Source organism: Cellulomonas wangsupingiae, assembly GCF_024508275.1.
Classification (GTDB): Bacteria; Actinomycetota; Actinomycetes; order Actinomycetales; family Cellulomonadaceae; genus Cellulomonas; species Cellulomonas wangsupingiae.
In genome coordinates, this window is sequence record NZ_CP101989.1 from 362,342 (window position 1) to 388,624 (window position 26,283).

At 74.3% G+C, this 26,283-nt stretch carries 27 protein-coding genes and 1 pseudogene; 16 read left to right on the forward strand and 12 right to left on the reverse strand.

What is annotated here, in order from left to right; translation table 11 throughout:
• The first annotated feature begins 32 nt into the window (after positions 1-32).
• From bsh to NP075_RS01750, 3 genes are all read left to right on the forward strand, one after another.
• Entirely contained in the window at positions 33-980 is a 948-nt protein-coding gene (bsh, locus tag NP075_RS01740) for a choloylglycine hydrolase (RefSeq protein ID WP_227564771.1), read from the forward strand.
• A gap of 119 nt (positions 981-1,099) precedes the next feature.
• Positions 1,100-2,062, forward strand: coding sequence for a CPBP family intramembrane glutamic endopeptidase (locus tag NP075_RS01745; RefSeq protein ID WP_227564772.1), 963 nt, complete (start codon positions 1,100-1,102; stop codon positions 2,060-2,062).
• 179 nt (positions 2,063-2,241) lie between these two features.
• On the forward strand, positions 2,242-3,408 hold the full coding sequence (locus NP075_RS01750; RefSeq protein ID WP_227564773.1) for a hypothetical protein: 1,167 nt from the start codon (positions 2,242-2,244) through the stop codon (positions 3,406-3,408).
• On the opposite strand, the gene NP075_RS01755 is transcribed toward NP075_RS01750, so the two are convergent.
• From NP075_RS01755 to NP075_RS01765, 3 genes are all read right to left on the reverse strand, one after another.
• The gene (locus NP075_RS01755; protein WP_227564774.1) at positions 3,377-4,237 is read right to left on the reverse strand and encodes an alpha/beta hydrolase; all 861 of its coding nucleotides are present in this window, start codon (positions 4,235-4,237) and stop codon (positions 3,377-3,379) included. The genes NP075_RS01750 and NP075_RS01755 overlap by 32 nt on opposite strands.
• 65 nt (positions 4,238-4,302) lie before the next feature.
• The gene (locus NP075_RS01760) at positions 4,303-6,282 is read right to left on the reverse strand and encodes an FAD-dependent monooxygenase (protein ID WP_256791416.1); all 1,980 of its coding nucleotides are present in this window, start codon (positions 6,280-6,282) and stop codon (positions 4,303-4,305) included.
• 26 nt (positions 6,283-6,308) lie between these two features.
• The gene (locus NP075_RS01765; protein WP_227564776.1) at positions 6,309-6,800 is read right to left on the reverse strand and encodes a DUF3237 domain-containing protein; all 492 of its coding nucleotides are present in this window, start codon (positions 6,798-6,800) and stop codon (positions 6,309-6,311) included.
• Positions 6,801-6,984: 184 nt separating this feature from the next.
• On the opposite strand from NP075_RS01765, the gene NP075_RS01770 reads away from it, so the two are divergent.
• From NP075_RS01770 to NP075_RS01785, 4 genes are all read left to right on the forward strand, one after another.
• A complete protein-coding gene (locus NP075_RS01770; protein WP_227564777.1) occupies positions 6,985-7,314 on the forward strand; it encodes a hypothetical protein in 330 nt (109 codons plus the stop codon).
• A 10-nt stretch (positions 7,315-7,324) separates the two neighbouring features.
• Positions 7,325-8,356, forward strand: coding sequence for a serine/threonine protein phosphatase (locus NP075_RS01775; RefSeq protein WP_227564778.1), 1,032 nt, complete (start codon positions 7,325-7,327; stop codon positions 8,354-8,356).
• 81 nt (positions 8,357-8,437) lie between these two features.
• Positions 8,438-8,863 (forward strand): pyridoxamine 5'-phosphate oxidase family protein, encoded by a 426-nt coding sequence (locus NP075_RS01780; RefSeq protein WP_227564779.1) that lies wholly within the window; start codon positions 8,438-8,440, stop codon positions 8,861-8,863.
• 6 nt (positions 8,864-8,869) lie between these two features.
• A complete protein-coding gene (locus tag NP075_RS01785; RefSeq protein ID WP_227564785.1) occupies positions 8,870-9,457 on the forward strand; it encodes a GNAT family N-acetyltransferase in 588 nt (195 codons plus the stop codon).
• A 9-nt stretch (positions 9,458-9,466) separates the two neighbouring features.
• Here the strand turns inward: NP075_RS01785 and NP075_RS01790 are convergent, their stop codons facing one another.
• From NP075_RS01790 to NP075_RS01800, 3 genes and pseudogenes are all read right to left on the reverse strand, one after another.
• Positions 9,467-10,459: an SMP-30/gluconolactonase/LRE family protein gene (locus tag NP075_RS01790; RefSeq protein WP_227564786.1), complete on the reverse strand. Its 993-nt coding sequence runs from the start codon at positions 10,457-10,459 to the stop codon at positions 9,467-9,469.
• 187 nt (positions 10,460-10,646) lie between these two features.
• Positions 10,647-11,053 (reverse strand): annotated as a pseudogene (locus NP075_RS01795) (ChaB family protein).
• Between the two features lie 158 nt (positions 11,054-11,211).
• The gene (locus NP075_RS01800) at positions 11,212-12,642 is read right to left on the reverse strand and encodes an MSCRAMM family protein (protein ID WP_227564787.1); all 1,431 of its coding nucleotides are present in this window, start codon (positions 12,640-12,642) and stop codon (positions 11,212-11,214) included.
• 312 nt (positions 12,643-12,954) lie between these two features.
• On the opposite strand from NP075_RS01800, the gene NP075_RS19035 reads away from it, so the two are divergent.
• Positions 12,955-13,887 (forward strand): cold-shock protein, encoded by a 933-nt coding sequence (locus tag NP075_RS19035; protein WP_284439911.1) that lies wholly within the window; start codon positions 12,955-12,957, stop codon positions 13,885-13,887.
• A 148-nt stretch (positions 13,888-14,035) separates the two neighbouring features.
• Here the strand turns inward: NP075_RS19035 and NP075_RS01820 are convergent, their stop codons facing one another.
• Positions 14,036-15,067: a nucleoside hydrolase gene (locus NP075_RS01820; RefSeq protein WP_227564788.1), complete on the reverse strand. Its 1,032-nt coding sequence runs from the start codon at positions 15,065-15,067 to the stop codon at positions 14,036-14,038.
• Between the two features lie 123 nt (positions 15,068-15,190).
• Here NP075_RS01820 and NP075_RS01825 point away from each other — a divergent pair, with 123 nt between their 5' ends.
• Complete coding sequence (locus NP075_RS01825) at positions 15,191-15,721, forward strand: hypothetical protein (protein WP_227564789.1); 531 nt, start codon at positions 15,191-15,193, stop codon at positions 15,719-15,721.
• Positions 15,722-15,726: 5 nt separating this feature from the next.
• Here NP075_RS01825 and NP075_RS01830 read toward each other — a convergent pair whose 3' ends face one another.
• Positions 15,727-16,254 carry a GNAT family N-acetyltransferase gene (locus tag NP075_RS01830; RefSeq protein WP_227564790.1) on the reverse strand — a complete coding sequence of 176 codons (528 nt, stop codon included), beginning with the start codon at positions 16,252-16,254 and terminating at the stop codon, positions 15,727-15,729.
• A 434-nt stretch (positions 16,255-16,688) separates the two neighbouring features.
• Here NP075_RS01830 and NP075_RS01835 point away from each other — a divergent pair, with 434 nt between their 5' ends.
• The 7 genes from NP075_RS01835 to NP075_RS01865 all read left to right on the forward strand — a co-directional run bounded on the left by NP075_RS01835 (position 16,689) and on the right by NP075_RS01865 (position 22,720).
• Complete coding sequence (locus NP075_RS01835) at positions 16,689-17,432, forward strand: SDR family NAD(P)-dependent oxidoreductase (protein WP_227564791.1); 744 nt, start codon at positions 16,689-16,691, stop codon at positions 17,430-17,432.
• A 421-nt stretch (positions 17,433-17,853) separates the two neighbouring features.
• On the forward strand, positions 17,854-18,936 hold the full coding sequence (locus NP075_RS01840; RefSeq protein ID WP_227564792.1) for a cupin domain-containing protein: 1,083 nt from the start codon (positions 17,854-17,856) through the stop codon (positions 18,934-18,936).
• Positions 18,933-19,787 carry a fumarylacetoacetate hydrolase family protein gene (locus NP075_RS01845; RefSeq protein ID WP_227564793.1) on the forward strand — a complete coding sequence of 285 codons (855 nt, stop codon included), beginning with the start codon at positions 18,933-18,935 and terminating at the stop codon, positions 19,785-19,787. The genes NP075_RS01840 and NP075_RS01845 overlap by 4 nt, the downstream gene beginning before the upstream one ends.
• Position 19,788: 1 nt before the next feature.
• Complete coding sequence (locus tag NP075_RS01850; protein WP_227564794.1) at positions 19,789-20,571, forward strand: maleylpyruvate isomerase family mycothiol-dependent enzyme; 783 nt, start codon at positions 19,789-19,791, stop codon at positions 20,569-20,571.
• A gap of 82 nt (positions 20,572-20,653) precedes the next feature.
• Positions 20,654-21,100 carry a MarR family winged helix-turn-helix transcriptional regulator gene (locus tag NP075_RS01855; RefSeq protein ID WP_227564795.1) on the forward strand — a complete coding sequence of 149 codons (447 nt, stop codon included), beginning with the start codon at positions 20,654-20,656 and terminating at the stop codon, positions 21,098-21,100.
• Positions 21,101-21,140: 40 nt separating this feature from the next.
• A complete protein-coding gene (locus tag NP075_RS01860) occupies positions 21,141-21,881 on the forward strand; it encodes a class I SAM-dependent methyltransferase (protein ID WP_227564796.1) in 741 nt (246 codons plus the stop codon).
• A gap of 56 nt (positions 21,882-21,937) precedes the next feature.
• The gene (locus NP075_RS01865; protein WP_227564797.1) at positions 21,938-22,720 is read left to right on the forward strand and encodes a phosphatase PAP2 family protein; all 783 of its coding nucleotides are present in this window, start codon (positions 21,938-21,940) and stop codon (positions 22,718-22,720) included.
• 18 nt (positions 22,721-22,738) lie between these two features.
• On the opposite strand, the gene NP075_RS01870 is transcribed toward NP075_RS01865, so the two are convergent.
• The 4 genes from NP075_RS01870 to NP075_RS01885 are packed head-to-tail and all read right to left on the reverse strand — an operon-like array spanning position 22,739 to position 26,226.
• Positions 22,739-23,545, reverse strand: a complete 807-nt coding sequence (locus NP075_RS01870; RefSeq protein WP_227564798.1) for an ABC transporter ATP-binding protein — start codon at positions 23,543-23,545, stop codon at positions 22,739-22,741.
• Positions 23,538-24,323, reverse strand: a complete 786-nt coding sequence (locus NP075_RS01875) for an ABC transporter permease (RefSeq protein ID WP_227564799.1) — start codon at positions 24,321-24,323, stop codon at positions 23,538-23,540. The genes NP075_RS01870 and NP075_RS01875 overlap by 8 nt, the downstream gene beginning before the upstream one ends.
• The gene (locus NP075_RS01880) at positions 24,323-25,240 is read right to left on the reverse strand and encodes an ABC transporter permease (RefSeq protein WP_256791421.1); all 918 of its coding nucleotides are present in this window, start codon (positions 25,238-25,240) and stop codon (positions 24,323-24,325) included. The genes NP075_RS01875 and NP075_RS01880 overlap by 1 nt, the downstream gene beginning before the upstream one ends.
• A complete protein-coding gene (locus NP075_RS01885; RefSeq protein ID WP_227564810.1) occupies positions 25,237-26,226 on the reverse strand; it encodes an ABC transporter substrate-binding protein in 990 nt (329 codons plus the stop codon). Before NP075_RS01885 ends, NP075_RS01880 begins: the two co-directional genes overlap by 4 nt.
• Positions 26,227-26,283 lie beyond the last annotated feature (57 nt).

Genomic DNA, 26,283 nt, shown 5'->3' on the forward strand with positions numbered 1-26,283 from the left:
GAGGGCCCCCGCCGACAACTGGGGGGCACCAGATGTGCACAGGAATCAGGTTCTCGGACGGTAGCGGCCACCTCTATCTCGCGCGCAACCTCGACTGGACCAGCGGGTACGGCGAACGCGTCGTGGTGACGCCGACCGGGTTCACCCCGACGTCGCCGTTCGGCGCGGTGCCGAGCATCCGGCACGCGACGATCGGCATGGGGATCGTCGAGGAGGGCACGCCGCTGTACTTCGACTGCGGGAACGACGCGGGTCTCGCCGTGGCGGGCCTCAACTTCCCCGGCTACGCGCAGTACGCGACGGGCCCCGTCGAGGGGGCGACGAACGTCGCGGCCTACGAGTTCCCGCTGTGGGTGGCCTCGCAGTTCTCGAGCGTCGACGAGGTGGAGCAGGCGCTCGCGAACGTGGCGATCGTCGACAAGCCGATCAACGAGAAGTACCCGAGCTCGCTGCTGCACTGGATCATCGGTGACGCGACGCGCGCCATCGTCGTGGAGTACACGGCCGACGGCATGCACGTCTTCGACGACGACGTCGACGTGCTCGCGAACCAGCCGGGCTTCGCCTGGCACCACGAGAACCTGCGCAACTACCTCAACACCGAGCCGGACTTCCCGCAGGAGACCGTGCTGGGCCGGGCGAAGCTGTCCCCGTTCGGCTCCGGCTCGCACATGCGGGGGATCCCCGGGGACTACTACTCGCCGTCCCGGTTCGTCCGTGCCGCCTACGTCAACGAGCACTACCCCACCAAGACGACCGAGGAGGAGAACGTCAGCCGCGCGTTCCACACGCTGCAGCAGGTCGCGATGGTGGACGGCTGCGCCGCGATGAGCTCGGGGGAGTTCGAGAAGACGATCTACACGGGGCTCTTCTCCGGTGCGACGGGGACGTACTACTGGAACACCTACGAGGACCCGTCGGTCCGCAGCGTCCGGCTCGCGGACCACTCGCCCGACGGTGCGGAGCTCGTCGTGGTGTAGCCGCCACCTGCGCCTTTCGATGCAACTGCGGGGGTTCCACCCTGCGCCCGGCGCGGCCGGGGGTGTCCGATTCCTAACGTCAAGTCATGTCACAACGACTTCGACGAGAGGACACTCCGATGATCACCGTCACGCCACAGGTACCTGCACCGGCCGAGCGCGGAGGGGTGCTCGACGTCGTCCGGCGCCGCCCGCTCACGGCGTTCGTCGTCCTGGCGCTCGCCGCCAGCTGGCTCGCGTGGATCCCGCTGATCCTGTCGCCCTACGGCCTGGGGATCTGGGACATCCAGGTTCCCGGGGGTACCGGCGGCTACCAGCTCTTCCTGATGCTGCCCGGCGCGTACCTCGGCCCGATCGGCGCCGCGCTGTTCGTCACCGCCGTGACCGACGGCCGTGCCGGTGTGCGGGCGTGGGTGAGGCGTCTGTTCAAGTTCAAGGTGAACTGGCGCTGGTACGCCGGGATCTTCCTGGGCACCCCCGCAGCCGTCCTGCTGTCGTCGTACCTGTTCTCGGCCGGTGACGTCCAGGCGCCGCCGATGGAGAACCTGATCAAGTACCTGCCCATGATCCTCATGCAGATGGTGACGACGGGCCTCGCCGAGGAGCCGGGCTGGCGCGACTTCGCCCTGCCCCGTGCTCAGCGCCTCGTCGGGCCGCTGCGTGCGGCCGCCGGCATCGGTGTCCTGTGGGGCGTGTGGCACCTCCCGCTGTACCTGACCATGTGGGGCGATGCGCCGACCTTCCACCTGCTGCGCGCTGTCGGGTTCATCGCCTTCTGCGTCACGTTCAACGTCGTCATGACCTGGGTCTTCAACCGGACCGGCCAGAGCCTGCCGATGGCGATGCTGCTGCACGTGGGCATCAACACGACCGTCGGCCTCTTCGTCGCCTCCATGTTCCCCGTCGTCGGGGCGAGCTACGACCTGACGAACCAGGCGCTGCTGCTGATGGCGACCGTCGGCGCGGTCATCACGATCGTCGCGACCCGCGGGCGGCTGGGCTACCGGCCGGAGCCGGTGCACGCGGAGGTGACCGACGACCTGGAGGCGACCCGTCCTGCCGTGGCGGCGAGCCCCGTGTGACACCCGAACCTCCCGCTCACCGCGGCCGCCGGGCGACCAACGTCGCCCGGCGGGACGCTGCGTGCCGGGTGATACCGGTTCTTCGCCCGGCCTCCCTCCTTGTGCGGCACGGCGCGACCCCCTAGGAACGGACCAAACGGACACTGCGCACCGCGGTGCCGCACCTAGGGGGATCCGACATGACCACACGCCTTCGTCCTGCGCTCGGCGCGGGAGTCCTCGCGCTCGTGCTCGTGCTCGCGGGGACCCCCGCGCTCGCCGGACCGCCTCGTCCGGCCGGGTGGACCGCCGTCGAGCTGGGCACGCTGGGCGGCGCCCGCACCACCCCGGCCGCTGTGAACGACAGGGGGCAGGTCGTCGGCACGTCGCAGGTGGCGGACGGCCGGTGGCACGCGTTCCTGTGGGACGACGGCGTCATGACCGACCTCACGCCCGACGCGCAGAGCGGCACGGCCACCGACGTCTCGAACCGCGGCCACGTCAGCGGGTACGTGCAGCCGGCGCCGGGGGAGGAATCCGACGCGTTCCTGTGGCGCGACGGCACCACGACGGTCCTGGCGGAGATCGGCTACGGCATCGTCGTCAACGAGCGCGGCCAGGTCGGCGGCGGCGTCGCCAAGCCCGAGGCGTGGTCCGACAACCCGTTCGTGTGGACCGCGGGCACGCGGACCGACCTCACGCCGCCCCCGTTCCCGGGTGCGCGCACCAGCACCTCGATCATCGACCTCAACCGCGGCGGGACGGTGCTCGGCCTGGGCGAGTACGAGGACGACACCGACCTGGCGTACGTGTGGTCGGCGGGCGTGTTCACCGAGCTGCGCGCCGACGGGCTGGTGCTGCGCGGCACGGACCTGAACGACCGCGGGCACGTCGCCGGCACCGTGCACCTGGGCGGCGGGCTGCGGGAGGCCGCGCTGTGGCGCGACGGTGCGATCACGCGCCTCGGGCTGCTGCCCGGCACGGTCGCGTCGCGGGCGCTCGCGCTCAACGACCAGGGCGTCGTCGTCGGCGTCGGCGAGGCGGCCCCCGGGCAGCCGGGCACGGGGTTCGTGTGGCAGCGCGGCGCCCTGCGGCCGATCGGCACCGTCGGGGACGGCTGGAGCGTCGCGAGCGACGTCAACGAGCGCGGTCAGGTCGCCGGGCAGCTCGGCTCGACCACCGCGGACGGCACCGCGCTCGCGCAGCCCTTCGTGTGGCAGCGCGGCACCCTGACGCCGCTCGGGGCGCCGACGCCGGACGACGTGACGGTCGTCGACCTCAGTGAGAAGGGCCATGTCGTGACCGTCACCGGAGACTTCCTCGCCGAGCGCGGCGTCATGTGGGTGCCGCCGCAGCGCCGCTCCTGACCAGCGCCCACCGCAGGGCGTCGGGCAGCAGGACGCCCCCGTGGTTGGGGCTGTGCCCCCCGTCGCCGAGGACCAGGCGGAAGTCGTAGCCGGCCTCGGCGAGGGCGGCGGCGACCCGCAGGTTCTCGGCCAGCCAGTTGCGCGTCGGCGCGTTCCAGTTCAGGTCGCGGTGACCGGCCTGCAGGAAGATCCGCAGCGGCTTGCGGTCGGTGCGGGGCAGCAGGTTCGGGTACGGGTTGCCGCCGGGCATCTGGGTGAAGCTCGACAGGAAGCACACGGCGCGGCGGAAGCGGTCCGGTCGCATCCAGGCGGCGGTGAACGCGGCGTCGCCGCCGCTGCTGCCGCCGCAGACGACCCACCGTTCCGGGTCGTCCGTCACCGCGTACCGGGCGGTGACCATCGGGACGATCTCGTCGAGCAGGAAGGTGACGTAGCGGTCGTCGAACGCGTCGTACTCGACGTTGCGGTTCTTGGGGTGCTCGGCCCCGACGACGACACCGGGGTCCACGAAGACGCCGATCGTGAACGGGATGTCGCCCCGGTGGACCAGGTTGTCCAGGACGATGCCGCCGCGGACCTCCCCGTCGGGGTCGAGGTACAACCAGCCGTCGTTGACCACCAGGAGCCCGGCGGGCGGCGCGTCGTCGTCGTGCGCGGGGACGTGGACCCAGACCCGGCGGGACGTCCCCGGGTAGGCGGCGCTGTCGGTGAGGACCAGCTCGACGGTCTCGCCCACCGGCACGTCGGCCTGCCGGGAGGAGTCGGGGCCGTGCGCGTACCTGACGTCCGGGCGGAGCGGCAGAGGCCGGTAGGGCACGTCGGCGGGCACGCCCCCGACCCTAGGGGTGCGGGTGGCGGAGCGCACCGTGATCAGGGGTCTGGGAGCACGCGCGCTCAGCCGGCCCAGTGCTGCGTGAGCACCTCGGGAGCCCGGGGGTCGTCCTGGACGCGGTGGCCGGCGCCGTCGAGGGCCACGTGCTGCGCGCCGAGTGCGACGAGCGCCTCGGCGGTCTCCTCGTACATCCGGCTCGAGCCGCCGGTGACCACCAACGTCCTGGCCGGCAGGCCCTGCTGCGTCCGCAGCCCGATGCCCCACGGCGGACGCAGGGCGCGGAGGCGGTCGACGCTCGCCCGCAGCTGCTCGTCCGGCACGTCGGGGGGCTCCGTCCCCATCCCTGCCGCGAAGCGCAGGGAGAAGTCCCGCGCCGACACGGACGGGTCGTCGGCGGCCTCGAACACGGGCGTCATCGCCGCGATGTGCTCCTCGACGGCCGGTCTGCCGCGTGCCAGGTCGAAGCACGCGGGTTCCAGGAGCGCGAGCGACCGCACCAGGGCGGGCTCGAGCTGGGCGGCGAGCACCGCGGCGTTCGCGCCGTACGAGTGGGCGACGACGTGCCCTCCGCCGCGAGCACGGAGCCATCCCAGGAGGCGTCGAGCGTCACGGGCGGCGTCGTCGGCGACGCCCTCGCGGGTCAGGAACAGCCAGCCGGGCTCCGCGGCCGCGGCCTGCTGCGGCCAGGCGGCGGCTCCGTGCCGCCCCGCTCCGTGGACGAACACGACATCCCTGGCACGCATGCTCCCGTCCTCCCGACGCCCGGCGGTGGACCGCGACGCGTGGCGGGCCCCGGGCGGGATCGTCGGCCCCGCCGCGTTCAGCTGCTCGATCGCGAAGCCCGCGGCGGCCTTGTACCCGGCCATGAAGGCGGCACGCTCGCCCGCGGGGACGACGTCGTCGATGTCGTCGAACTCGCCGCCGCAGCGCTCGTCGACCAGGTCGAGCAGACCGAACGGCCCTGCCCCGCGGTTGCGCAGGACGAGCTGCGAGACCGGCCCGCACAGGCGGGCGTCGACGGCGGCGAGCGCGTCCGGGGTCGGACCGTGCTCCAGGATCGCGGCGCCCAGCACACGGGCGTCGACGATCGCCTGGCCGGCCCCGTTGGAGCCCGTCGGGTACATCGCGTGCGCCGCGTCACCGACCAGCAGCACCGGTCCGTCCTGCCAGGTCGGCACCGGGTCGCGGTCGATCATCGGGTTCTCGTACGCGACCTCGGCGCGGCGCAGCAGGTCGGGCACGTCGAGCCAGTCGTACGTCCAGTCCGCGAAGTGGTGCGCGAACTCCTCGACGGCGACCTCCCGGAACCAGCCGCTGTCCCGGCCGCAGGTGGCGTCCACGGTGAGCTCGGCGATCCAGTTGATCGTGGCCAGGCCCGTGCCCGGGTCGGGCGCGGAGATCGGGTAGACGACCACGCGGTGCCGGGCCGAGCCCACGCCGACGAACGACGACCCGGTGCGGATCGGCCTGGCCTGCGTCGTGCCGCGCCACATGAGCGTGCCGCCCCAGTGGATCGGCGGCTGGTCGGGGTGCATCTGCGCGCGGACGGCGGAGTGGATGCCGTCGGCGCCGATCAGCAGCGTGCCGCGCTCCGTCCAGGTGGTGCCGTCGGCGTGCCGCCCGGTCGCCGTCACGGACCCGTCGGCGTGCGTCTCGTACCCGGTGACGCGGTGGCCCAGCCGGATCGCGCCCGCCCCGGCCCGCTCCCGCAGGGTCCGCGCGAGCAGCAGCTGGAGCTGCCCGCGGTGGACGGCGTACTGCGGCCAGCGGTAGCCGGCGAGCAGGCCGCGCGGCTCGCTGTAGATCTCGTGGCCGTTGCGTCCGACGAGCGCCCACTCGCGCGTCGCGACGCCGACCCGGTCCAGGGCGTCGGGGCCGATCCCGAGGTCGTCGAGCTCGCGCACCGCGTTGGGCTGCAGGTTGATCCCCACGCCGAGCGGGGCCAGCTCGCGGGCGCCCTCGAGCACGGTGAACGGCACGCCGATCTGGTGCAGGGTGAGCGCCACGGCGAGCCCGCCGATGCCGCCACCGGCGATGAGCACGCGCGGTCCTGTCATTGCCGGAGGCCTCATCCCACGCTGTAGAGGTCGATCTGCACGGAGCTCGCGTCGCGCGCGCCCGTGCCGACGAACACCATCCGGTTGAGCCACCGGTAGTCCGGGTGCCCGCTCTCGAGCCGCGCCGTCGAGCGCATGTAGTACGACTCCGGCGGGGTCGGCGCGCCCGACGCGAGCCGCTGCATCACCTCGGGCGGGCCGTACCGGTAGCCCGTGTTGACGATCTCGACGAGCGCGCCGTCCGGTGTCTCGAAGACGTACCGCGCGTCGAGCTCGGCCACGTCGTCGTGGGCGACCGACTGCCAGTCCGCGCCGAGGTGGAGGATGGTCCCGCTCACGCGGCCCGTGACGCGCCCGCCGACGATGGGGACGATGCGCCGCTGCCCGTACCGGCCGAGCCCTAGGTCCATGACGGGGGCGAGCTCGACCTGCAGCGTGCAGAACGGGCTCACGGTCGGTGGCGGCAGTGCCAGCACGGTGTCCTCCGGGGGCGTCGGGTGCACGGCACCCTACCGGCGGACCGACCGGCGCTCGCCGGACGACCAGGACGGGCGGCCAGGCTCCACCGCGCCGTGCCGCGCGCCATCGGCGCCGGCTTCGTCGCGGTCCCGACGTCCCGCCGCACGGTCGACGGCCGTCCGGGTTGCATCCCTGGTCAGCGCCCCAGCGCGGTGCCATGCTGGCGCGATGAAGGCGCGCACCCCCCTCGCGCTCGTCGTCCTCGTCGCGGCCGCGCTCGGCGGCTGCACCTCGTCCACGGTGCCCGCGCGGCCACCCGAGGTGACCGGGACGGTGTCCGCCGACGCCCCCGGCGACGAGCCGTTCCTCTCGGGTGCGTCGGACGGCTACTACGAGGGCATGCCGCTGCGGCTGGCGGACGCCGTCGTCGTCGACGCCGGGGACCGCCCGGTGGGCGAGCCCGCCGACGGCGAGCAGGTCGAGGTGTGGGTCGGCGAGGCGTGCAACGAGTCGTTCCCCGTCCAGTGCGACGTCGTCGCGGTCCGGGTGCTCGACTGACGGGCTCCGCGTGGCCGGTCTGAGCCCCGACCGTCGGGCCCGCCACGACCTCGTCGCGGCGTCGCTCGCGGCACGCGACGACGAGCAGCTCGCGGCGCTCCTGCGCGCTGCCCCACGGGGCGCCGTGGGCGTCGGTGGCGGCTCGTCGGTGATCGACGTGGACGGCGTCCGGGTCTTCGCCAAGCGGATCCCGCTCACCGACCGCGAGCTGGCGCACCCGCGCAGCACGGCGAACCTGTTCGACCTGCCCATGTCCTGCCAGTACGGCATGCACCCGCTCGCCGGCCCGGGCTTCGGCGCGTGGCGCGAGCTGGCGGCGAACCTCTCCGCGACCGAGGGGGTTCTCGCCGGTGAGTGCGCGTCGTTCGCGCTGCTGCACCACTGGCGCGTGCTGCCCGGGCGGCCGCCGGTCGCGCCCGAGCACCGGGACGTCGAGGCGGTCGTCGCGCAGTTCGGGGGCGACCCGGCGGTGCGGGCCCGCTTCGAGGAGCTGGCCGGTGCCCGCGCCAGCCTCGTGCTGTTCCTCGAGCACGTCCCCGACCGCCTGGGCGCCTGGCTGGCGGACCCGCTCGGCCGTGCCGAGAGCGTCGAGCGCCAGCTCCTCGACATCGTCGCCTTCCTGCGCGGCCGCGACCTGCTGCACATGGACGGGCACCTCGGGAACATGCGCGCCGACGACGAGCGGATCCACCTCGTCGACTTCGGGCTGGCCACGTCACCGCAGTTCGAGCTGTCCGAGGACGAGCGCGGCTTCGTGGCGGACAACATCGAGCACGACGCCGACCACGCGGCGATGCGGCTCGTGAACTGGCTGGTCACCACGGTGTGCCGGGTGCCGGTGCCGGCCGACGCCGGCCCCGTGGCGCGCAACGCGTACGTGCGGCGGTGCGCGAGCGGCGACGTCCCGCCGGACGTGCCGCAGCCCGTCGCCGGCATCCTGGCCCGGCACGCCCCGGCGGCGGCCCGGATGAACGACTTCTGCTGGCGCCTGGTGGCCGGGGACGTCGACGCGCGGTACGCGTCGTCGGTGGGGGACGGCTGACGCCGCCCGCGCGTGGCGGATGAACGAGCGCCCCGGGGCGGTTGACCCGGACGTGAGCCGCCCCGGCACGGAGGAGCCGTGATGACCGCCGACACGTCGCTGACCGCCGACGACCTCGAGCTGCTGCGGCGCCCGCTGCACGGGTTCCTGACGGTCGCGGCCGGGCCGCTGCCGCCGCAGCCGCGGCCGGTGTGGTTCGAGGTCGCGGACGACGGCACGCTCCAGCTGTTCACCGGTCCCGACACCCTCAAGGTGCGCCGCCTGCGCCGCGACCCGCGCGCCTCGATCGTCGTCGCCGCCCCCGTGGGCGAGCGGGAGCACTGGGTGTCGGTGGCGGGCACGGTCACCGTGGAGGACGACGGCGCGCACGACCTCGCGGCACGCCTCGCCGCCCGCTACTGGGACCTGAGCGACCCGGTGCGCGCGGGGGACCTCGCGGGGATCCTGGCCGAGGACCAGGTCCGGCTCGTGCTCCACCCGGAGAGTGTCAGCCGGTACGTGTACTGAGGGTGCATGGTGATCGACGTCCGCCCCGCGCTCGGCCGGTTCGACGACTTCGCGACGGTCGTCGGCACCCGGCGCCCCGACGCCGAGGGCTGCTGGTGCGTCGCGTACCGCGACTCGAGCCTGCCGAACGACGCGCGCGCGGGGTTCATGCGCGAGCAGTGCGCGACCGACCCCGGGCCGGGCGTGCTCGCGTACGTCGACGACGAGGTCGCGGGTTGGTGCTCGGTCGCCCCCCGCAGCACGTACCGGCGGCTCATGCGCTCGCGGACCATCCCGTTCGTCGACGACCGCGACCCGTGGAGCGTCGTGTGCTTCGTCGTCCGGCCGCGGTTCCGCCGGCAGGGACTCATGCACGTGCTGCTCGAGGGCGCCGTCGCCCACGCCCGGGCGCACGGCGCGCAGGTCGTCGAGGGCTACCCCGTCGAGACGGGCGGGACGCGCGTCGACGTCATCTCCGGGTACGTCGGCACGGTGGACCTGTTCGAGGCCGGCGGGTTCGAGGTCGCCGCCCCCACGACGGGGCGCAGCGGTCACCGTCCGCGGGTGGTGGTGCGCCGGTGGCTGGCGTCCGGGGCCCGCGACGAAGGGCGCTGACCTGCGCTGTCAGGGGGCCGGGATGCGCGACACCGTGAACGGCCCGGGCGTCCCGCCCGTCTCCCGCGTGCCGAACTGGCTGTTGACGACGAGCAGGCTGCGGCCGGCCCGGGCGATGGTCGTCGGGTCGTCGAAGCTCGGGTCCGAGGTCCGCGACACGACGGTGCCGGAGGCGTACCCCCGGTCGAGGTCCACCGCCACGATGGACGAGACGTCGCCCTGCCACTCCACGGCCAGCAGCCTGCGGCCCTCGAGCAGCAGACCGTCGCCCTGGACCAGCTCCCCACCGAGGTCGATCGCCTCGACGCTCCGGTCGGTCAGGCCGATGCGGAACAGCGTCGACGTGCTCGTCTGCGCGACGACCGCGTACCGGCCGTCCCGCGAGATCGCGATGCCGTTGGCGTTGAAGCTGTCGGTGTACTCGAACTCCGTGCCCTCGAACGACACGAACGGCTCGAGGACCTCCGTCCCCGTCGTCCTGCGCTCGCGGGCGTCGATCCGGTAGAGCACCGGGCTCAGCGAGTCCGTCACGTACACGTCGCCGCGAGGGCTCACCGCGAGGTCGTTGACGAACACCGGCGTGCCGTCCTGCGCCGCCTGCCACGATCCCGTGAGCTCGCGTGTCCGCAGGTCGTACGCCCACACGCGTCCCGTGGACCCGCCGGCGACCAGCAGGGTCCGGCCGTCGACCTTGATGCCGACCGCCATCGTGCGACCGTCCTGCCCGCCGGGCAGGAACGGCGTCGCCGTCGGCTCGTCGAGGTCGCCGCGGTAGATCGTGCCGTCGGTCGTGCTGGAGACGTAGAAGTCGTCACCGCGCACGGCGACGCCCTCGGGGTAGATGTCGTCGGCTGCAGGACCCGAGGGATCGAGGAGGTACGTCGTCGGGCGGTCGGGGCGCGGGTCGCCATGGCCCCGTCCGTCGTGAGCAGCGGCGGGGACGGCGGTCAGGAGGGCGAACGCCGCGACGGCGGCGAGGGAGGTCGCAAGGCTGGAGCGCATCGGTGTACCCCTTCGGCGGGAGCCGTCGGTCTCACCGGACGCGTGCCCCGCTGCCGCCCCCGTGAGTGCGTCGGTCACCCGGTCGGGCGTGCGGCGCGGTCACCCACACTAGGGACCGCGCCCTCCGGCGCGCCAGAGATCGACCGACCGCGGGGAGCGCCTGCCGCCCTCGCTCTGCCGCCCCGGATCACCGGCTGCGGCGCCGGTTCTCCTTCATGATCGCGTCGACGAGCTCGGCCTTGCTCATGCTCGACCGCCCGGCGATGTCGAGGCGCTTGGCGAGGTCGTACAGGTGGCTCTTCGAGGCGTTGGCGTCGACGCCCTCGGCGGTCTCGCGCGAGGAGCCCCGGCCGCCCTCGGCCCGGGCGTCCGAGGGGCCGTTCTCGTCCTTCGGCTCCCAGTGGTCCCCGACCTTCTCGTGCGTGTGCTTGAGGGCGGAGTAGGCGACGCGGTGCGCGCGCTCGGCGTCGTCGTACTCCCGGCGGCGGCGTCGTGCGCCTTGGCGAACGTGCGCTGGGCCTTGGCGCCCGACTTCTGCAGCGTGCTCGGCAGCTCGTCCTGCTTCGGCTTCCCGCTCTTCGTCGTCTTGGGCATGGTCGCTCCCGTCGGCAGCCGGATCCCTGCGAGCCATCCTGCGACGACCCGCCGCCGCGCGCACGCGGGTGCACCGAGGGTCCTGGCGCGGTGACCGGAGGCCGGGCCCGTTCTGGCAGGGCGTGCCCGTCAGGTGGGCGCGGTCGGTGGCGGCGCGGTCAGCGGCCGCCCTTGACCCTCGCACGGATCTCGACCGTGGCCCCGCTGCCGACCTTCACGGTGCTCGCGGCGCGCACCTGCGGGACCGTCCCGGACGGCGCGCGGAAGTACAGGGTGCGCACGGATCCGGCCGTGTCCACGGTGAACCGGACGCGGTACTCGCCGGCGGACAGCCCGGCGAAGGAGAACGCGCCCTGCGCGTCCGTCCACGTGGGCCGGTACTCGCTGTCGCCGCGGACGGCCTCGAGCACGACCTCGACGCCCGGCAGGGGCCCCGCAGCGCCCGTGAGGACGCCCGTGACCCGGGAGGCCGCCTGCGCGGTGATGTCGATGCCGGTCGTGTCGGCCCCGTCGACGACGACGACGGGCAGCGCCCCGTCGGCCGTCGCCGAGTCCGGGTAGTAGCGCGTCGCGATCGGCGGGGTGCCGCCCGCGGCCTCGACGTGCACGGTGTACGACCCCGGGAACATGTCGGCCAGCCGGTACGTGCCGTCGGCGGCGACGTCGGCCGCGCGGACCCACAGCCGCGGGTCGTTCAGGGGCTCCGCGACGACCCGGACCTGGGACGGGTCGGTGCCGGCCGGCAGGGTGACGGTGCCGGTGATCCCCAGGCTCGTCTGCAGCGTGACGTCCAGGCCGTCGAGCCGCTGACCGGCGGACACCGTGACGGGGGTCGCCGTCGCCAGCCCTCGCGCGGCCGGGTAGAAGGTGGGTCCCCAGACGCTGCCGGCACCCGGGACCACCCGGATGACGTACGAGCCCGGGTCCAGCCCGTCGACCTGGTACGTGCCGTCGGCCCCGACGGGCGAGCCCCCGTAGGTCCCGCCCGCTGTGCCGTCCACCATGACGACCGTGCCGGTGGGCACCGTGCCGTCCGGCGCGACGACGCGTCCGCCGAGCGTCGCCGTGCGCGCCAGCCGGGTCTGCAGGTCGCGCACCGACGCGCCCTCGGCCAGCGTGACCACCGCGGCCGTCGACGAGTCCGGCGCGTCGTCCCACCACTCGTCGACGAAGCCCTGCTGCCAGCCGGTGAACGACACCCGGTACGACCCGCCGGGCAGGCTGCCGACCGCCCACCAGCCCTGGGCGTCGGTGCGGACCGACTCCTGACCCGCCGTGGTGCTCCACACCGTGACCCACGCGCCCTCGACCGGGGCGCCGTCCTCGTCGGTGACGTGGCCGCCCAGCGTCGACGTGCCGAGCGGGATGCACGCCTGGGGGGACGACATGGGCATGGGGACGGGGCTCGTCGTCTCGGGTGCGGGGACCGCCGACCGCGTCGGGCACGGCTCCGGCGCGGGCCACGACGACGACGGGCTCGGTGACGGCGCCACGCCGGCCGCGGGCGCGGTGGCGACGACGACCGCGACGAGAGTGCTCGCGACGAGGGAGAGGAGGGCTGCGAGGGTGGGGCGGTGGGAGCTGCGCACGGGACGCTCCTTCGGGTCACCGGAACCGCGGGTGCCCGGAGCATGCCAGTGCGTCCCGTTCTGCGCACCGGGGTGAAACGGTCCGGGTTCGCGAGCGTGGGGAGGCGTCGACGCGCCTCGGCCGACGCCCGGCACATCACGGGGCAGACGATCCACGTCGACGGCGGTGCGCACACCACACGCTGACCCGCGGCCTGGCGGTGCCGGCGATCCGCCGGGGAGGATCTGCGGCCAGTTCGCGATGCACGTCCCGGCGCCCGGCAGGGGGACACTAGTGCGGAGCACCACCAGGGATCGATGAGGAGTACAACCGTGCCGCAGGGAATCGTCCGTTGGTTCGACACCGAGCGAGGCTTCGGCTTCCTCGACCTCGGGGAGGATGCCGAGGACCTGTTCGTCCACGCCTCCGAGATCGTCGGGGACGACAACCGCAAGGTGCTGCGGGAGGGGCAGGAGGTCGAGTTCGAGGTCGGCGAGGGCGACCGCGGACCGCAGGCGCGCAAGGTCCGGGTCATCGGCGAGTACGCCGCCGACACGCCCGTGGGCCAGCTCGGCACCGTCTCCTGGTACGAGCCGGCCAAGGGGTACGGCTTCATCACCCCGGACAGCGGCGACGCCGAGATCTTCGCGCACAGCTCCGCCATCGTGGGCGGCGGCGTGCTGCGCGAGGGGCAGCGGGTCGCGTTCATGGTCGTCCCCGGTGAGAAGGGCCCCCAGGCCGACCACCTGCTGCCGCTCGGCGCGAACGCCGCCCCGGCCGCGGTGTCCGACGGTGCCGACGGCACCGTCACGTTCTTCGACGCGGACAAGGGCTTCGGGTTCGCCCGGCCGGACGCCGGCGGCGAGGACGTCTTCGTCCACGCCAAGAACCTGGTCGGGACGGTCAGCCTGGCCGAGGGCGACCGCATCAGCTTCACCGTCGCCGAGAGCGACCGCGGACCGCAGGCCCAGGAGGTGCGGCTCGTCGGCGGCCAGGCGCGGCGGCAGGCGCCCGCGGCGGGCCGGGGCCGCTCCGAGCGGCCGCGGTCGTCCGGCGCCCCCGCGCGCGGCGGCCAGGGCACGGTCGCGCGCTACGACGCCGAGCGCGGCTTCGGCTTCATCACCCCGGACGCGGGCGGCGACGACCTGTTCGTGCACGTGTCGGTCGTGCGCGGGTCCGACGGCCTGTACGAGGGCGACCGGGTCCGCTACGAGGTCCGCCAGAGCGACCGGGGACCCCAGGCGGACCGCGTCGAGCTGATCTGACGCCACCCGCCCACTCGCCCTCTATCGCTCGCCCGGTTGACCACTGGTCAGTTGGGGGCACCCCGTGTGACCACTGGTCAGTTGGGGGCGCTGATCTGCCTCTCAGCTGCTCCCAAGTGACCAGTGGTCAGCCGAGGGCGGGCACCGGTCACGCGCCCGCGCGCCAGGCCTCGAACAGGCGCAGCTTCGCGAACAGGTCCTCGAGGACGAGCCGCACGTCGACGTGGGTCCACACCCGCATCGGCGGGGCGTCGGGTCGCTCGACGTACCGGCCGTCGTCCGTCAGCCCCGGCCTGGGGCGCGTGACGAACCGGCACGACGACGCGTCCCCGGTCCAGTAGGTCCGCAGCGCGGTGAGCGCCACCAGGCAGGAGTCGCCCAGCACGTACGTCTCGCTGGGCGGGCGCGACGGGTTCGCGTGCCGCCGCATCTCCGCGCGGAGCTCCTCGTCGAGGTGCCGACCCAGTGGCCCGGCCGCCCGCACGCGCGTGCGCGACTCCGCGTCCGACAGCACGCACGTCGCGTACGTGCTGCGGGGGATCTGCCAGAGGTCCAGGCCGGGCGCGCCGAACACGACCTGCGCGGCGCGCACGTCGATCGACAGGTTGTACTCCTCGTCGACCGCCCGGGGCGCGGCGAGCCACGGCACGGGCTCGTGCTCGAACCCGCCGATCCACACGACGGTGAACCGGCCAGCGATCTCGGGGTTGGCCAGGTACGCGGACGCGAGGTCGGTCAGCCCGCCGCCCGCCACGTAGAACAGGGGACGCGGGTCGTCGCGCATCGCCTCGGCGACGATCCGCTCGGTCGCCGCCGACGGCTGCGGCGTGCGCAGGTCCGTCAGCGTCTCCTCCGAGCCCGCCACCACGACGTCGCTCGACGTCAGACCCATGCGCGCGAACACGTCCTCGACGACCCGGACGCCGTCGGCCGCGCTCGTCGCCGACCGGCCGTCGTGGTCGTGCCGCAGGCGCGACGACACGACCAGCGGGACCTCCACCGACGGCGACAGCAGGTGGTGGACCAGCTGGAACAGGTCGTCCGGGTCGCCGGCGAAGTCGTTGTCGAGGATCACCCGCGCCGACGCAGGGGCGGGCGCGGCGTCAGCGAGCCACGGGTGCTCGCCGAGGCGCCACAGCGGGCCGACGGGGACGGCGGGGACGGGCGGGACGGTCGCCATGTGGCGAGGGTAGGCACGGCCGGGACGCTGGCCGCCGGGCCCGGGGGCGTGTCGGGTGGGTCGTCGCCGCATGCCGCCTTTGCCCCGGGCGTGCCGCGGCGGTGGGATGGGCGGGTGGACGCGGTGGCTCGGGTGGGGTGGGCGCAGGTCGGGGCCGGCGGGCACGTCGCGCGGCGCACCAGCGCCTGGTGGGAGCGCCTCGTCGCGGCACGCGAGGGCCGTGCCCCGCAGCGGCTCGTCCACGCGGTGCTCGAGGTCGCCGTCGACGGCGCCGTGCGGAGCGTGGACATGGCCCCGACGTGGGGGCGGTCGCCCGGGGCGCGGCGCGTCGTCGTCACCGGCCCGGTCGGGTCACGGCTCCTGGCGTGGTGCCCGCTGTTCCGCTACGAGCTGCGCGTGGTCGACGCGCCCGCCCCGCCCGGCCACGTCCTGCACGTGAGCGACGAGCTCCGGCTGCCCGGCGGCGTGCTCGACGACCTGCTGCTCGTGCCGCCGCTCACGTGGGGCCGCGACGAGGCGCGCGTCGGGGACATGTGGACGTCGAACTCGGTGGTGTCGTGGCTGATGGAGCGGCACGGCGTGACGTCGGTGGGCCCACCGGCCGGTCACCGCGCCCCGGGCTGGGACGCCGGGCGGCGCGTGGCGCGGCGGTGACGCGCTCAGCCGGTGGGCACGCGGTACCGCCGCGTGGCCCTGCCCTCGCCCCGCACGACGTCCTGCAGCACCCCGCCGCAGCGCTCGATCGTCCGGATCGACCCGACGTTGTCGTCGTCGCACGTCACCAGCGCGTCCCGCACGCCCACCGCGCGTGCGACACCCAGGGCCTGGCGCAGCATGGCGGTGGCGTACCCGCGGCGGCGGTGCTCCGGCAGCACGCCGTACCCGATGTGACCGCCGACCTCCGCCAGCGCCGGGGTCAACCAGTGGCGCACCGACACCCGCCCGACGATCACACCGCCGACCTCGGCCACCAGGAAGGTGTCCGGCACCCACCCGTCCGGCAGGCGGACGCCGGCGCGATGGTCCTCCATGCGGCGCAGGTAGTCGGACCAGTCGCCGTCCTGATCCGGCCCGAGCAGGAACTCGAACCCCTCGCGTGCCATCACGTCATGCGCGCAGCGTGCCGCGGCCTCGTCCTGGGGTGCCAGCGCTCGCAGGCGCAGGGGGTGCTCGGGTGCGGCGGTCATCGGTGCATGCTGGCACCGGCCGCGTCGGGCGTCGTGGGGTTTTCGCGCCCGCCAGGTGCCCCGCCAGGGATGCGACGCTGCGCGCGATGACGCCTCCGCAGCGCGGTCCGCGCCGGCTCCCGTCCCCCGTGCTGACGAGCACGTGGGCGCCGTCCAGGACGGCGATCCGGATCGTGAGACGGCCGTCGCACGAGACCGGGCTGGGTCGGCGTATCGGGTGGCATGCGCTGCCCCAGCCCGGTCTCGCGGAGCGCCCGTCTCAGGTACCGGACCCGGCGCGGGCGCGGCGCACCGGGGGCGGGCCGCTGAGGGACCTGGGTGTCGGTCGTGGCAAGGGCCGTCCGGGCGCCGGGTGCTCGACCACGGTCCCGCGCCGGAACCCGGCGCTCGCCTGACGGTGCGCGGCGTGGGCCCGGCAGGGCAGGGTGGGGTCCATGAGCGGCATGGGGTCCGTCGTCGTCACCGGCGCCAGCGGGGGCGTCGGGAGCGCGATCGCCGAGCACCTGGCGGCGCTCGGCCACGTCGTCGTCAACCTCGACCCGGCGCCACCGCACGGCGCGACGCCCGGCGTGCACCACGTCGCGGCGGACGCCGGTGACGCCGCGGCGGCGACGGCCGCGGCGGAGCTCGCGGAGCGGCACGCACCGCTGACCGGCTGGGTCAACAACGCCGCCGTCTTCCAGGACGCGGACCTCGTCACGGCGACCCCCGCGCAGGTCAGCGAGCTCGTCCGACGCAACCTCGACCTCGCCGTCGTCGGCTGCTCCACGGCCGTGCGCCACCTGCTCGCGCACGGGCGGCCCGGTGCCATCGTCAACGTGTCCTCCCACCAGGCGCAGCGGCCCGTGCGTGGCGCGCTGCCGTACGCGGTGGCGAAGGCCGCCGTCGAAGGGCTCACGCGGGCGGCGGCCGTCGACCACGGGCCGGCGGGTATCCGGGTCAACGCCGTCGCGCTCGGCTCGGTGACGACCGCCCGGTACGAGGAGTACCGCCGCGAGCACCCGGAGGTCGACGCGCAGATGGCGACCCTGCACCCGCTCGGGCACGTGGGGCGCCCGCAGGACGTGGCGCACGTCGTCGCCTTCCTGCTGTCACCCGACTCCGCGTTCGTGACCGGTGCGGTGCTGCCCGTCGACGGCGGTCGCGCCGCGCTCGGGCAGGACCCCGAGACCGTCTAGGGAGCCGTCACTGCCCGTCGACCCCGGCCCGCCACCACGGCTGGCCGCGGACAGGGCCGAGCGTGCCGCGCTCGAGCTGCAGGGGAAGCCACTGCTCGAGGTACTCCGCCCCGAGGACGCCGCCCGGCTGCCGGCGGCCCGCCTCGCCGGCCGAGACGTCGGCTCGGACGGGTACGCCAGTGGTGACCCAGTACTCGTAGGCGGTGCCGAGCCCGACTGCGGTGGAGAGAGCGAGATCTGCCCCGGGTCCGTGTGCGACCCGCCGCCGTCGGTCGTCCCGCGCCAGAGCTGACCCTTGGCCACACCGGGGCCGGGGTCGCAGGCGGACCGCGCCGACCCTTCCTCCGGACCACCCTCCGGGCATACCGTTGGCATACCAACGACTGGCGACGACGCCACCGAGGAGGCCACCGTGCACCAGATGGACGGCACCGCCGACACCCCGGAGCTCCAGCAGCTCTACGCCGACTTCGAGGCCGAGAGCCTCGCACCCCTGTGGACGCAGCGCGACGACCTCATGCCCATGGCCCCCTCGCCGAAGGCCGTGCCGTACGTCTGGCGGTGGAAGGCCCTGTACGACATCGCCCGGCGCTCCGGCGACCTCGTCCCCGTCGGCCGCGGCGGCGAGCGACGCGCGATGGGCCTGGCGAACCCCGGCCTGCCCGGCACCGCCTACGCCACGCCCACGCTGTGGTGCGCGATCCAGTACCTCGGCGGCCACGAGACGGCCCCCGAGCACCGGCACAGCCAGAACGCCTTCCGGTTCGTCGTCGAGGGCGAGGGCGTGTGGACGGTCGTCAACGGCGACCCCGTCGCCATGCGCCGCGGCGACCTGCTGCTCACGCCGGGCTGGAACTACCACGGGCACCACAACGACACCGACCAGCCCATGGCCTGGATCGACGGCCTCGACGTCCCGTTCTCGCACTACGCCGACGTCGGCTTCTTCGAGTTCGGGTCCGAGCGCGTCACCGACGAGGCGTCGCCGGACGTCTCGCGCTCCGAACGGCTGTGGGCCCACCCGGGCCTGCGGCCGCTGTCCGGGCTGCAGGACCAGACGAGCTCACCGCTCGCCGCCTACCGCTGGGAGCACACCGACCGGGCCCTGACCGAGCAGCTCAGGCTCGAGGACGAGGGGCACCCGGCGACCGTCGAGCAGGGTCACGCCGCGATCCGGTACACCAACCCGACGACCGGCGGTGACGTCATGCCGACCCTCCGCTGCGAGTTCCACCGGCTGCGCGCCGGGGCCGAGACGCCGGCGCGCCACGAGGTCGGGTCGGCGGTGTGGCAGGTGTTCGAGGGCGAGGGCACGGTCGTGCTCGGGGACACCGAGCACCGCGTCGAGACCGGTGACCTGTTCGCCGTCCCCTCCTGGGTGCCGTGGTCGCTGCACGCCGACACGCAGTTCGACCTGTTCCGGTTCACCGACGGGCCGATCATCGACCGGCTGCAGTTCACGCGCACCTACGTGCCCGGGCAGCGCAACGAGGACCTCGCGTGAGGCTGGGGACGCTGCGTCTGTCCGCCCTCGGCGACGGGGAGCCGACGGCGACCGTCGCGGTCCGCCTCGACGACGACCTCGCGGTCGAGGTGCCCGGCGTCGCCGACGTCGGTGCGCTGCTCGCCGCCCTCGACTGGCGCGAGCGTGCGGCAGCGGCCGACGGGCGGCGGCACGCGCTCGCGGGCCTCGAGCCCCGCGCCTGGGCGCCGCCCGTGCTGCGGCCGTCGAAGATCGTGTGCGTCGGGCTGAACTACCGCAACCACATCCTCGAGATGGGCCGCGATCTGCCCGAGCACCCGACGCTGTTCGCCAAGTACCCCGAGGCGCTCATCGGCCCGTACGACCCGATCGTCCTGCCCGCGCACGCGGCGGACGCCGTCGACTGGGAGGGCGAGGTCGCCGTCGTCGTCGGCGCGACCGCCCGGCGGCTCGACGAGGCCGCCGCGGCCGACGCGATCGCCGGGTACGCGGTCCTCAACGACGTCACCATGCGCGACTACCAGTACCGCACCGCGCAGTGGCTGCAGGGCAAGACGTTCGAGGCGACGACGCCGTTCGGGCCGTGGCTCACCGTCACGGACGCGCCGCCCGCCGGTGAGCTGCGGACCGTCGTCGACGACGAGCAGGTGCAGCACACACCCGTCGACGACATGGTCTTCGGCCCGGCCGCGCTCGTCGCGTACGTCTCGCAGATCCTCACGCTGCACCCCGGGGACGTCATCGCCACGGGCACGCCCGGCGGCGTGGGCCACGCGCGCAAGCCCCCGCGCTACCTGCGGCCGGGGCAGGTGCTCACCACGTCCGTCACCGGCCTGGGCGAGCTCCGCAACGACGTCGTCGCGGAGGCCTGACGTGCCCGCACGCACCGACCGGACCACCGACCCGGACCTGCTCGCGGCCCTGCTGCTGGCCCGGCGCGGGCAGGCGTACTTCTCCCGCAAGCTCAACGAGCTCGGCAACGACGAGCTCGACGTGCCGTCGCTGGTGCCCGGGTGGACGCGCCGGCACGTCGTCGCGCACGTCGGGCTCAACGCGCGCGCGCTCACGCGCCTGACCGAGTGGGCCGCGACGGGCGTCGAGACCCCGATGTACGCGTCGCGCGAGGAACGGGACGCGGAGATCGAGTACGGGGCGACCCTGCCGGCGCGGGCCCTGCGGAGCCTGTCCGCGCACGCGGCCGTGCACCTCGACGTCGAGTGGCGCGACCTGCCGCCCGCGGCGTGGGCGGCCCCGGTCCGCACCGCGCTCGGGCGCACGGTGCCGGCGAGCGAGACGGTGTGGATGCGCACGCGCGAGGTCTGGGTGCATGCCGTCGACCTGGACAACGGGGCGTCGTTCCGGCAGCTGCCGCCCGAGCTGGTCGACGCGCTGCTCGCCGACGTGGCCCGGATGTGGGGTGCGCGGCCGGGTGACGAGCCCGTACCCGTCCTCGAGCCGACGGACCGGCCGCGACCGGCGGCGCAGTCCGCGGCGGGTGCCGTGGCCGGTGCCGGTGCGGAGGCACCCGTCGGCGACGGCGTGCGCGTCCGCGGCCGTGCCGCCGACCTCGCGCGGTGGGCGACGGGCCGTGGCGGTGCCGCCCTGCTGACGACGGCGGACGGTTCGCCCGTCCCGTCACCGCCGCGGTGGCTGTGAGCGACCACCCGCGCGGACAACGCCTCAGGTGCCGGGACGTGCGCGAGCTGAGACCCCGGCCCCGCCTGGGACGATGGCGCGCGTGACCGAACCGCTGGACCTCGCCCACCACACCGGGTTCCTCGTGCGCCGCACGCAGCAGGCGCACCTCGCGGCCTGGGCGCAGGAGGTCGGGCCGCGGTTGACGAACGTGCAGTTCGGCGTGCTCAACGTGCTGCACCGCCGCGGCGAGGCCAGCCAGCGCGAGCTCTGCGACGACCTGGACCTCGACCGCTCGACCATCGCGGGGCTCGTCGCGCGCCTGGAGGCCCGCGGGTTGGTCGCGCGCGTGCGCGCCGCGGACGACCGTCGCCGCAACGTCGTGCGGCTCACCGACGACGGCCTCGCCCTGCTCGACGAGCTGGTCCCGGCGGCCGCGCGCGTGGACGACGTGCTGACGTCCGCGCTGACCCGTCAGGAGCGACGGACGCTGCAGGCGCTGCTCACCAAGATCCTGGCGGACGGCCAGGCGGCCCCGACGGAGGACTGAGGGACGGCCGCCGGGGACCGTGGCCTGGCAGAGTCGGCGCATGGTCCTCTACGACGACATCGGCAGGACGTACACCGCCACCCGCCAGGCCGACCCCCGCATCGCCGCGCAGATCGACCGGGCTCTCCAGGGCGCGTCGACCGTCGTGAACGTCGGCGCCGGCACGGGGTCCTACGAGCCGCCGACCACCGTCGTCGCCATCGAGCCCAGCCTGACGATGATCGACCAGCGCCCCGTCGGGGCTGCCCCGGCCGTGTGCGCGGTGGCCGAGTCGATCCCCCTGGAGGACGACGCGGTGGACGCGGCCCTGGCGGTCCTCACGGTGCACCACTGGACCGACCTGGAGCGCGGGATCGCTGAGATGAGGCGGGTCTCACGTCGCCGCGTGGTGGTCCTGACGTTCGACGAGACCATGACCCGTGACTTCTGGCTGCTGCGCGACTACCTGCCTGCCGCACGGGAGTACGACCGGGCGCACGCCGTCCCGATGGAGCGTCTCGTCGCGGCGCTCGGCCCGTGCGAGGTGGAGGCCGTCCCCGTGCCTCACGACTGCGTCGACGGGTTCGCCGCCGCCTGGTGGAGGCGGCCCGCCGCCTACCTCGATCCCGCGGTCCGGGCGGGCATCTCGGTGCTGAGCCGGGTCGGCGACGCGGAGATCCGCCGCGGTCTGGAGCGGCTCGAGAACGACATCGCGACGGGCGCGTGGGCCGAGAGGTACGCCGACCTGCTGGCGCTCGACGAGCTCGATGCCGGCTACCGTCTCGTGACCCTCGACCTGTAGGCGGAGCCGAGAGCTGTCACAGAGCCGTCCGCGACGAGCGCGGGTAGCGTGACCGGATGCCTGCCCGAGAGCCGCTGCGCCGTCTGCTCGCGTGGTACGCCGACCGGCCCGTGCTCCGGGCGGTCCTGCCCGGCGTCGCGCTCATGGCTCTCGGCCTGCTCGTCTTCTGGGGCATGTTCGACGCGGTGCAGGAGCGTGACGACTTCTCCCTGTGGGACCGGCCGGTCCTCGAGTTCCTGGTCGGCACCCGCAGCGACGTCGTCACCGCGGTCCTCGGCGCGCTCACGTTCGTCACCGGTCCGACGGTGCTGCCGGTCATCATCCTGGTCGCGTGCGTGGCCTGGGGCCTGCGCGCGCGCGAGTGGTGGCGGCCGCTGCTGCTCGCCGGCGCCATGATCGCCTCGACGCTGCTGTCGCTCCTGGTCAAGGGCCTCGTCGCCCGGCCCCGCCCGCCGGAGGAGACCATGTACATCCCCGGCTCGGAGACGACCGGGTCGTTCCCGTCCGGCCACACCATCGGGACGGCGACCTTCCTGCTGGTCGCCGGGTACCTCGTGGCGAGCCGGAACCGGACCTGGCGGGTCGTCGTCGGCTGGCTGGTCGTCGGTGTCGTCGGTGCCGCCGCGGTCGCCCTGAGCCGCCTGTACCTCGGCTACCACTTCCTGACGGACGTCGTCGCGGCGGGCGGCCTGGCCGTCGTCGTGCTCGGCGTCGTCACCGTCGTGGACCGCATCCACGTGATGCGCGGCCTGCCACCGAGCGAGCCGGAGCCCGGCTGGAGCCCGGAGCCGCCGCCCGGGCTCACGCAGTCCGCGAGCCGCCTGACGGACGACTCCTGACGGACGGCCACCTGGCCCTCACGCGTCCGCCGGGACCGCCTCCCCGCGCTTCGCGCGCTGGATCTGCTCGTACACCTGCGTCCGCAGCTCGGTGAACCGCGGCATCGCCCGGGTCGTCAGCTGGTCGCGGTGGGCCGGCAGGTCGATCGCCAGGTCCTGCTGCACGACGGTCGGCGACGACGACAGCATCAGCACGCGCTCGCCCAGGTACACGGACTCGTCGATGTCGTGGGTGACGAACAGGACCGTCACCCCGAGGTCCTGCCACAGCCGCCGGACCAGGTCCTCGAGGTCGGCGCGGGTCTGGGCGTCGACGGCGGCGAACGGCTCGTCCATCACGAGGACCTCGGGCTGGTAGGCCACCGCGCGGGCGATCGCGACGCGCTGCTGCATGCCGCCGGACAGCTGCCACGGGTAGGTGTCCAGCGCGTGGCCGAGCCCGACCTCGGCGAGCGCCCGCTCGACCGTGGCGAGACGCTCGCGGCGCGGCACGCCCTGCGCCTTGAGCGGCAGCCCCACGTTGTCGCGGACCGTCAGCCACGGGTAGAGGCTGCGGCCGTACTCCTGGAACACCACGGCCATCTTCTTCGGTGGCGCGCTGACCTCGGCGCCGTCGAGCGTGACCGAGCCCGCGGTGGGCGGGAGCAGGCCCGACAGGCACTTGAGCAGCGTCGTCTTGCCGCACCCGGACGGGCCGACGATGCAGACCAGCTCGCCGGGGCGCACGTCGAACGTGATGTTCCTGATGGCCTCGACGGGCCCGGAGGCGCCCTGGTAGGTCTTCTTCAGGTCCCGGACGGACAGCAGGGGCGTGTGCTCAGGCACGGGCGACCTCCTTCGAGCCGTGGTACCAGTGCAGCACCCGGCGTTCGACGAGCTGGAAGACGGCGGCGACGGCGACGCCGATGATCCCGAGCAGCAGGATGCCGCTCCACATCTCCGCGACCATGTACTGCCGCTGGAAGTACACGATCTGGTAGCCGAGCCCCGACGACGAGGCGAACATCTCGGAGATCACCATGAGGATCAGGCCGATCGACAGGCACAGCCGCACCCCGGCCATGATCTGCGGGCTCGCGGCGGGCAGGACGACGTACCGGTACGCCAGCAGCCCGCGGACCCGGTAGGACCGCGAGGTGTCGACGAGCACCGGGTCGGTCCCGCGGACACCCTCGACCGTGTTGAGCAGGACGGGCCACACGCTGCCCGAGACGATCACGGCGAGCTTCATGGTGTCGTCGATGCCGAGCACGAGCATGAGGACGGGCACGAGCACGACGGGCGGGATCGCGCGGAAGAACTCGAGCATCGGCTCGAGCAGCGCCCGCAGCCACGGCGTCGCACCGATCGCGGTGCCCAGGACGATGCCGATGACGATCGACAGCAGCACGCCGACCGCGAACCGGCCGAGGCTCGGCAGGACGTCGTCCACGAGCGTCTGGGGCGCGAGCCACGTGGTGACGAAGGCGTCGAGCACGCGCGCGGGCGGGGGGTAGTAGAGGTTCGTCGTGCCGCGCGTGGCCAGCGCCCACGCGAGCACGAGCAGGACGGGCAGGCCGGCGGCGTAGCCGACGGACGCGAGCACGCGGCGCGCGGCGGCCATCACGCGGCCGTCTCGCGGCGGACGGACGGGTGCCAGTGCAGCACGCGCCGCTCGACGATCCGGGTGGCGAGGTTGACGAGCAGCCCGAGCAGGCCGGTGACCAGCACGAGGGCGTAGAGCCCGGGCGCGTCGGGCGCGGAGCGGTACACGTCGATCTGACGGCCGATGCCGGGGTTGCCGATGACGAGCTCGGCGGTGATGGTCAGCACCAGCGCGATGGACGCGGCGAGCCGGAAACCGGTGATGACGTACGGCAGGGCCGTCGGCAGGACGACGTGCCGCAGCCGTTGCAGGCGGCGCAGGCCGAAGCTGCGGGCGGTGTCGTCGGCGACGGTATCGACGTCCGCGATGCCGTACAGCACCTGGATGAGCACCTGCCAGAACGGCGCGTAGACGACGACCACGAGCGCCGCCTCCCGGGAGAGGCCCGCGACGAGCACGGCGAGCGGGATGATCGCGACCGAGGGGATGGGGCGCAGGAACTCGATCGTGCTGTGCGTGGCCCGGCGCAGGAACGGCACGAGGCCGATGACGGTGCCGACGACGACGGCGGCGACGGACGCGATGCCGAGCCCGAGCGCCCAGGTGACGACCGTGTCGCCCAGGGCCGACCAGAACCGCGGCTCGCCCAGCTCGGTGACCAGCCGCGCGGCGGTCGTCGTGAACCGCGGCAGGTACGCCGGGTCGACGACCTCGGCCAGGGCGACGAGCTGCCACGTGACGGCGAACCCGAGGACGCCCAGCGCGCCGAGCGTCGCGGAGCGGGCACCGCGCCGTCCCGGGCCGCGCTGTCCCGTGCCGCGCTGTCCGGTGCCGCGACCGCGACGGCGCGTCCCGGCGTCGTCCGGGCGTCCGGCCCGGGACCGGGCGACGTCGCCCGGTCCCGGGCCGGTGGCCGTGCTGGTCAGCGGGGTCACTGGTGGATGAGCTCGTCGAGGTCGGGGGCCTGGTCGAAGAACTCGTGCTCGACGGCAAGGTCGGCCAGGCCCTGCAGCACGTCCTCGTCGATCTCGGTCGAGAACTCGGGGAGCGGGAGGTTCGCCGCTGCGGCCTCGGGCAGCGACATCTCCGTGACGAGCGAGGCCCGCACGGCCTCGTCGTTCTCGGCCGCCCACGCGAACGCGGCGGTGAAGGCCTCGCGCACGGCGTCGACGAGCTCCGGGTCCTCGGCGACGGTGGCGCCGGTGGTCTGCAGGACGAGCGTCGGCAGGCCGGGCAGCGCGGACTGGTACGGGTCGACGACCCGCGCGCCCCCGCCGCCGACGATCATCGAGACGAACGGCTCGGGCACCCAGGCCGCGTCGATGTTGCCGGCGGCGAGCTGCGCCTGGGCGTCGGGGAACGCGACCTCGACGAACTCGATCGTGCCGGGGTCCCCGCCGTCCTCCTCGACCGCGGCCATGATCGTCAGGTCGCCGGCCGCGCCGAGCGAGTTCACGGAGACCTTCTTGCCGGCGAGGTCGGCCGGCGACGTGATGTCGCTGCCGGCGCCGACGACGACCGAGTTGATGTCGTCGCCCTCGGTGAGGCTCTGCGCGTAGTTGGCGACGATCGCGACGTCCAGACCCTGCAGGCTCGCCCGCATGGCCCCGAAGGGCTGACCGAGCGAGAAGTCGATGTCGCCGTTGAGGAGGGCGGGCATCGCCTGGGCGCCACCCTGGATCGGCTGCACCGTGACGTCGAGGCCGTGCTCGGCGAAGATGCCGGCCTCGACGGCGGCCCACAAGGGGGCGGTCTCGCTGATGGTCAGAGCCCCGATGGTGACGGCGCGGGGGGAGTCGGCGTCCGGGGCGCCCGACGCCTCGGCCTCCGCCTGGGGCGCGGGGTCGGACGACGAGCACGCGGCGAGCCCGAGCGACAGGGCCGCGACCAGCGCCGCCACGAGAGCAGGACGTCGGTTCATGGGGGTCCTCAATTCCTCATCGAATCTCGGTGACGGGCGGTAGCTCCGCACGCCGTC

What these genes read in the sequence shown, in the direction of transcription:
- bsh (WP_227564771.1), top strand. Translation starts at nt 33, where the DNA reads ATGTGCACAGGAATCAGGTTCTCGGACGGTAGCGGCCACCTCTATCTC.
- NP075_RS01745 (WP_227564772.1), top strand. Translation starts at nt 1,100, where the DNA reads ATGATCACCGTCACGCCACAGGTACCTGCACCGGCCGAGCGCGGAGGG.
- NP075_RS01750 (WP_227564773.1), top strand. Translation starts at nt 2,242, where the DNA reads ATGACCACACGCCTTCGTCCTGCGCTCGGCGCGGGAGTCCTCGCGCTC.
- NP075_RS01770 (WP_227564777.1), top strand. Translation starts at nt 6,985, where the DNA reads ATGAAGGCGCGCACCCCCCTCGCGCTCGTCGTCCTCGTCGCGGCCGCG.
- NP075_RS01780 (WP_227564779.1), top strand. Translation starts at nt 8,438, where the DNA reads ATGACCGCCGACACGTCGCTGACCGCCGACGACCTCGAGCTGCTGCGG.
- NP075_RS01785 (WP_227564785.1), top strand. Translation starts at nt 8,870, where the DNA reads ATGGTGATCGACGTCCGCCCCGCGCTCGGCCGGTTCGACGACTTCGCG.
- NP075_RS01790 (WP_227564786.1), bottom strand. Translation starts at nt 10,459, where the DNA reads ATGCGCTCCAGCCTTGCGACCTCCCTCGCCGCCGTCGCGGCGTTCGCC.
- NP075_RS01820 (WP_227564788.1), bottom strand. Translation starts at nt 15,067, where the DNA reads ATGGCGACCGTCCCGCCCGTCCCCGCCGTCCCCGTCGGCCCGCTGTGG.
- NP075_RS01830 (WP_227564790.1), bottom strand. Translation starts at nt 16,254, where the DNA reads ATGACCGCCGCACCCGAGCACCCCCTGCGCCTGCGAGCGCTGGCACCC.
- NP075_RS01835 (WP_227564791.1), top strand. Translation starts at nt 16,689, where the DNA reads ATGAGCGGCATGGGGTCCGTCGTCGTCACCGGCGCCAGCGGGGGCGTC.
- NP075_RS01840 (WP_227564792.1), top strand. Translation starts at nt 17,854, where the DNA reads ATGGACGGCACCGCCGACACCCCGGAGCTCCAGCAGCTCTACGCCGAC.
- NP075_RS01860 (WP_227564796.1), top strand. Translation starts at nt 21,141, where the DNA reads ATGGTCCTCTACGACGACATCGGCAGGACGTACACCGCCACCCGCCAG.
- NP075_RS01865 (WP_227564797.1), top strand. Translation starts at nt 21,938, where the DNA reads ATGCCTGCCCGAGAGCCGCTGCGCCGTCTGCTCGCGTGGTACGCCGAC.
- NP075_RS01875 (WP_227564799.1), bottom strand. Translation starts at nt 24,323, where the DNA reads ATGGCCGCCGCGCGCCGCGTGCTCGCGTCCGTCGGCTACGCCGCCGGC.
- NP075_RS01885 (WP_227564810.1), bottom strand. Translation starts at nt 26,226, where the DNA reads ATGAACCGACGTCCTGCTCTCGTGGCGGCGCTGGTCGCGGCCCTGTCG.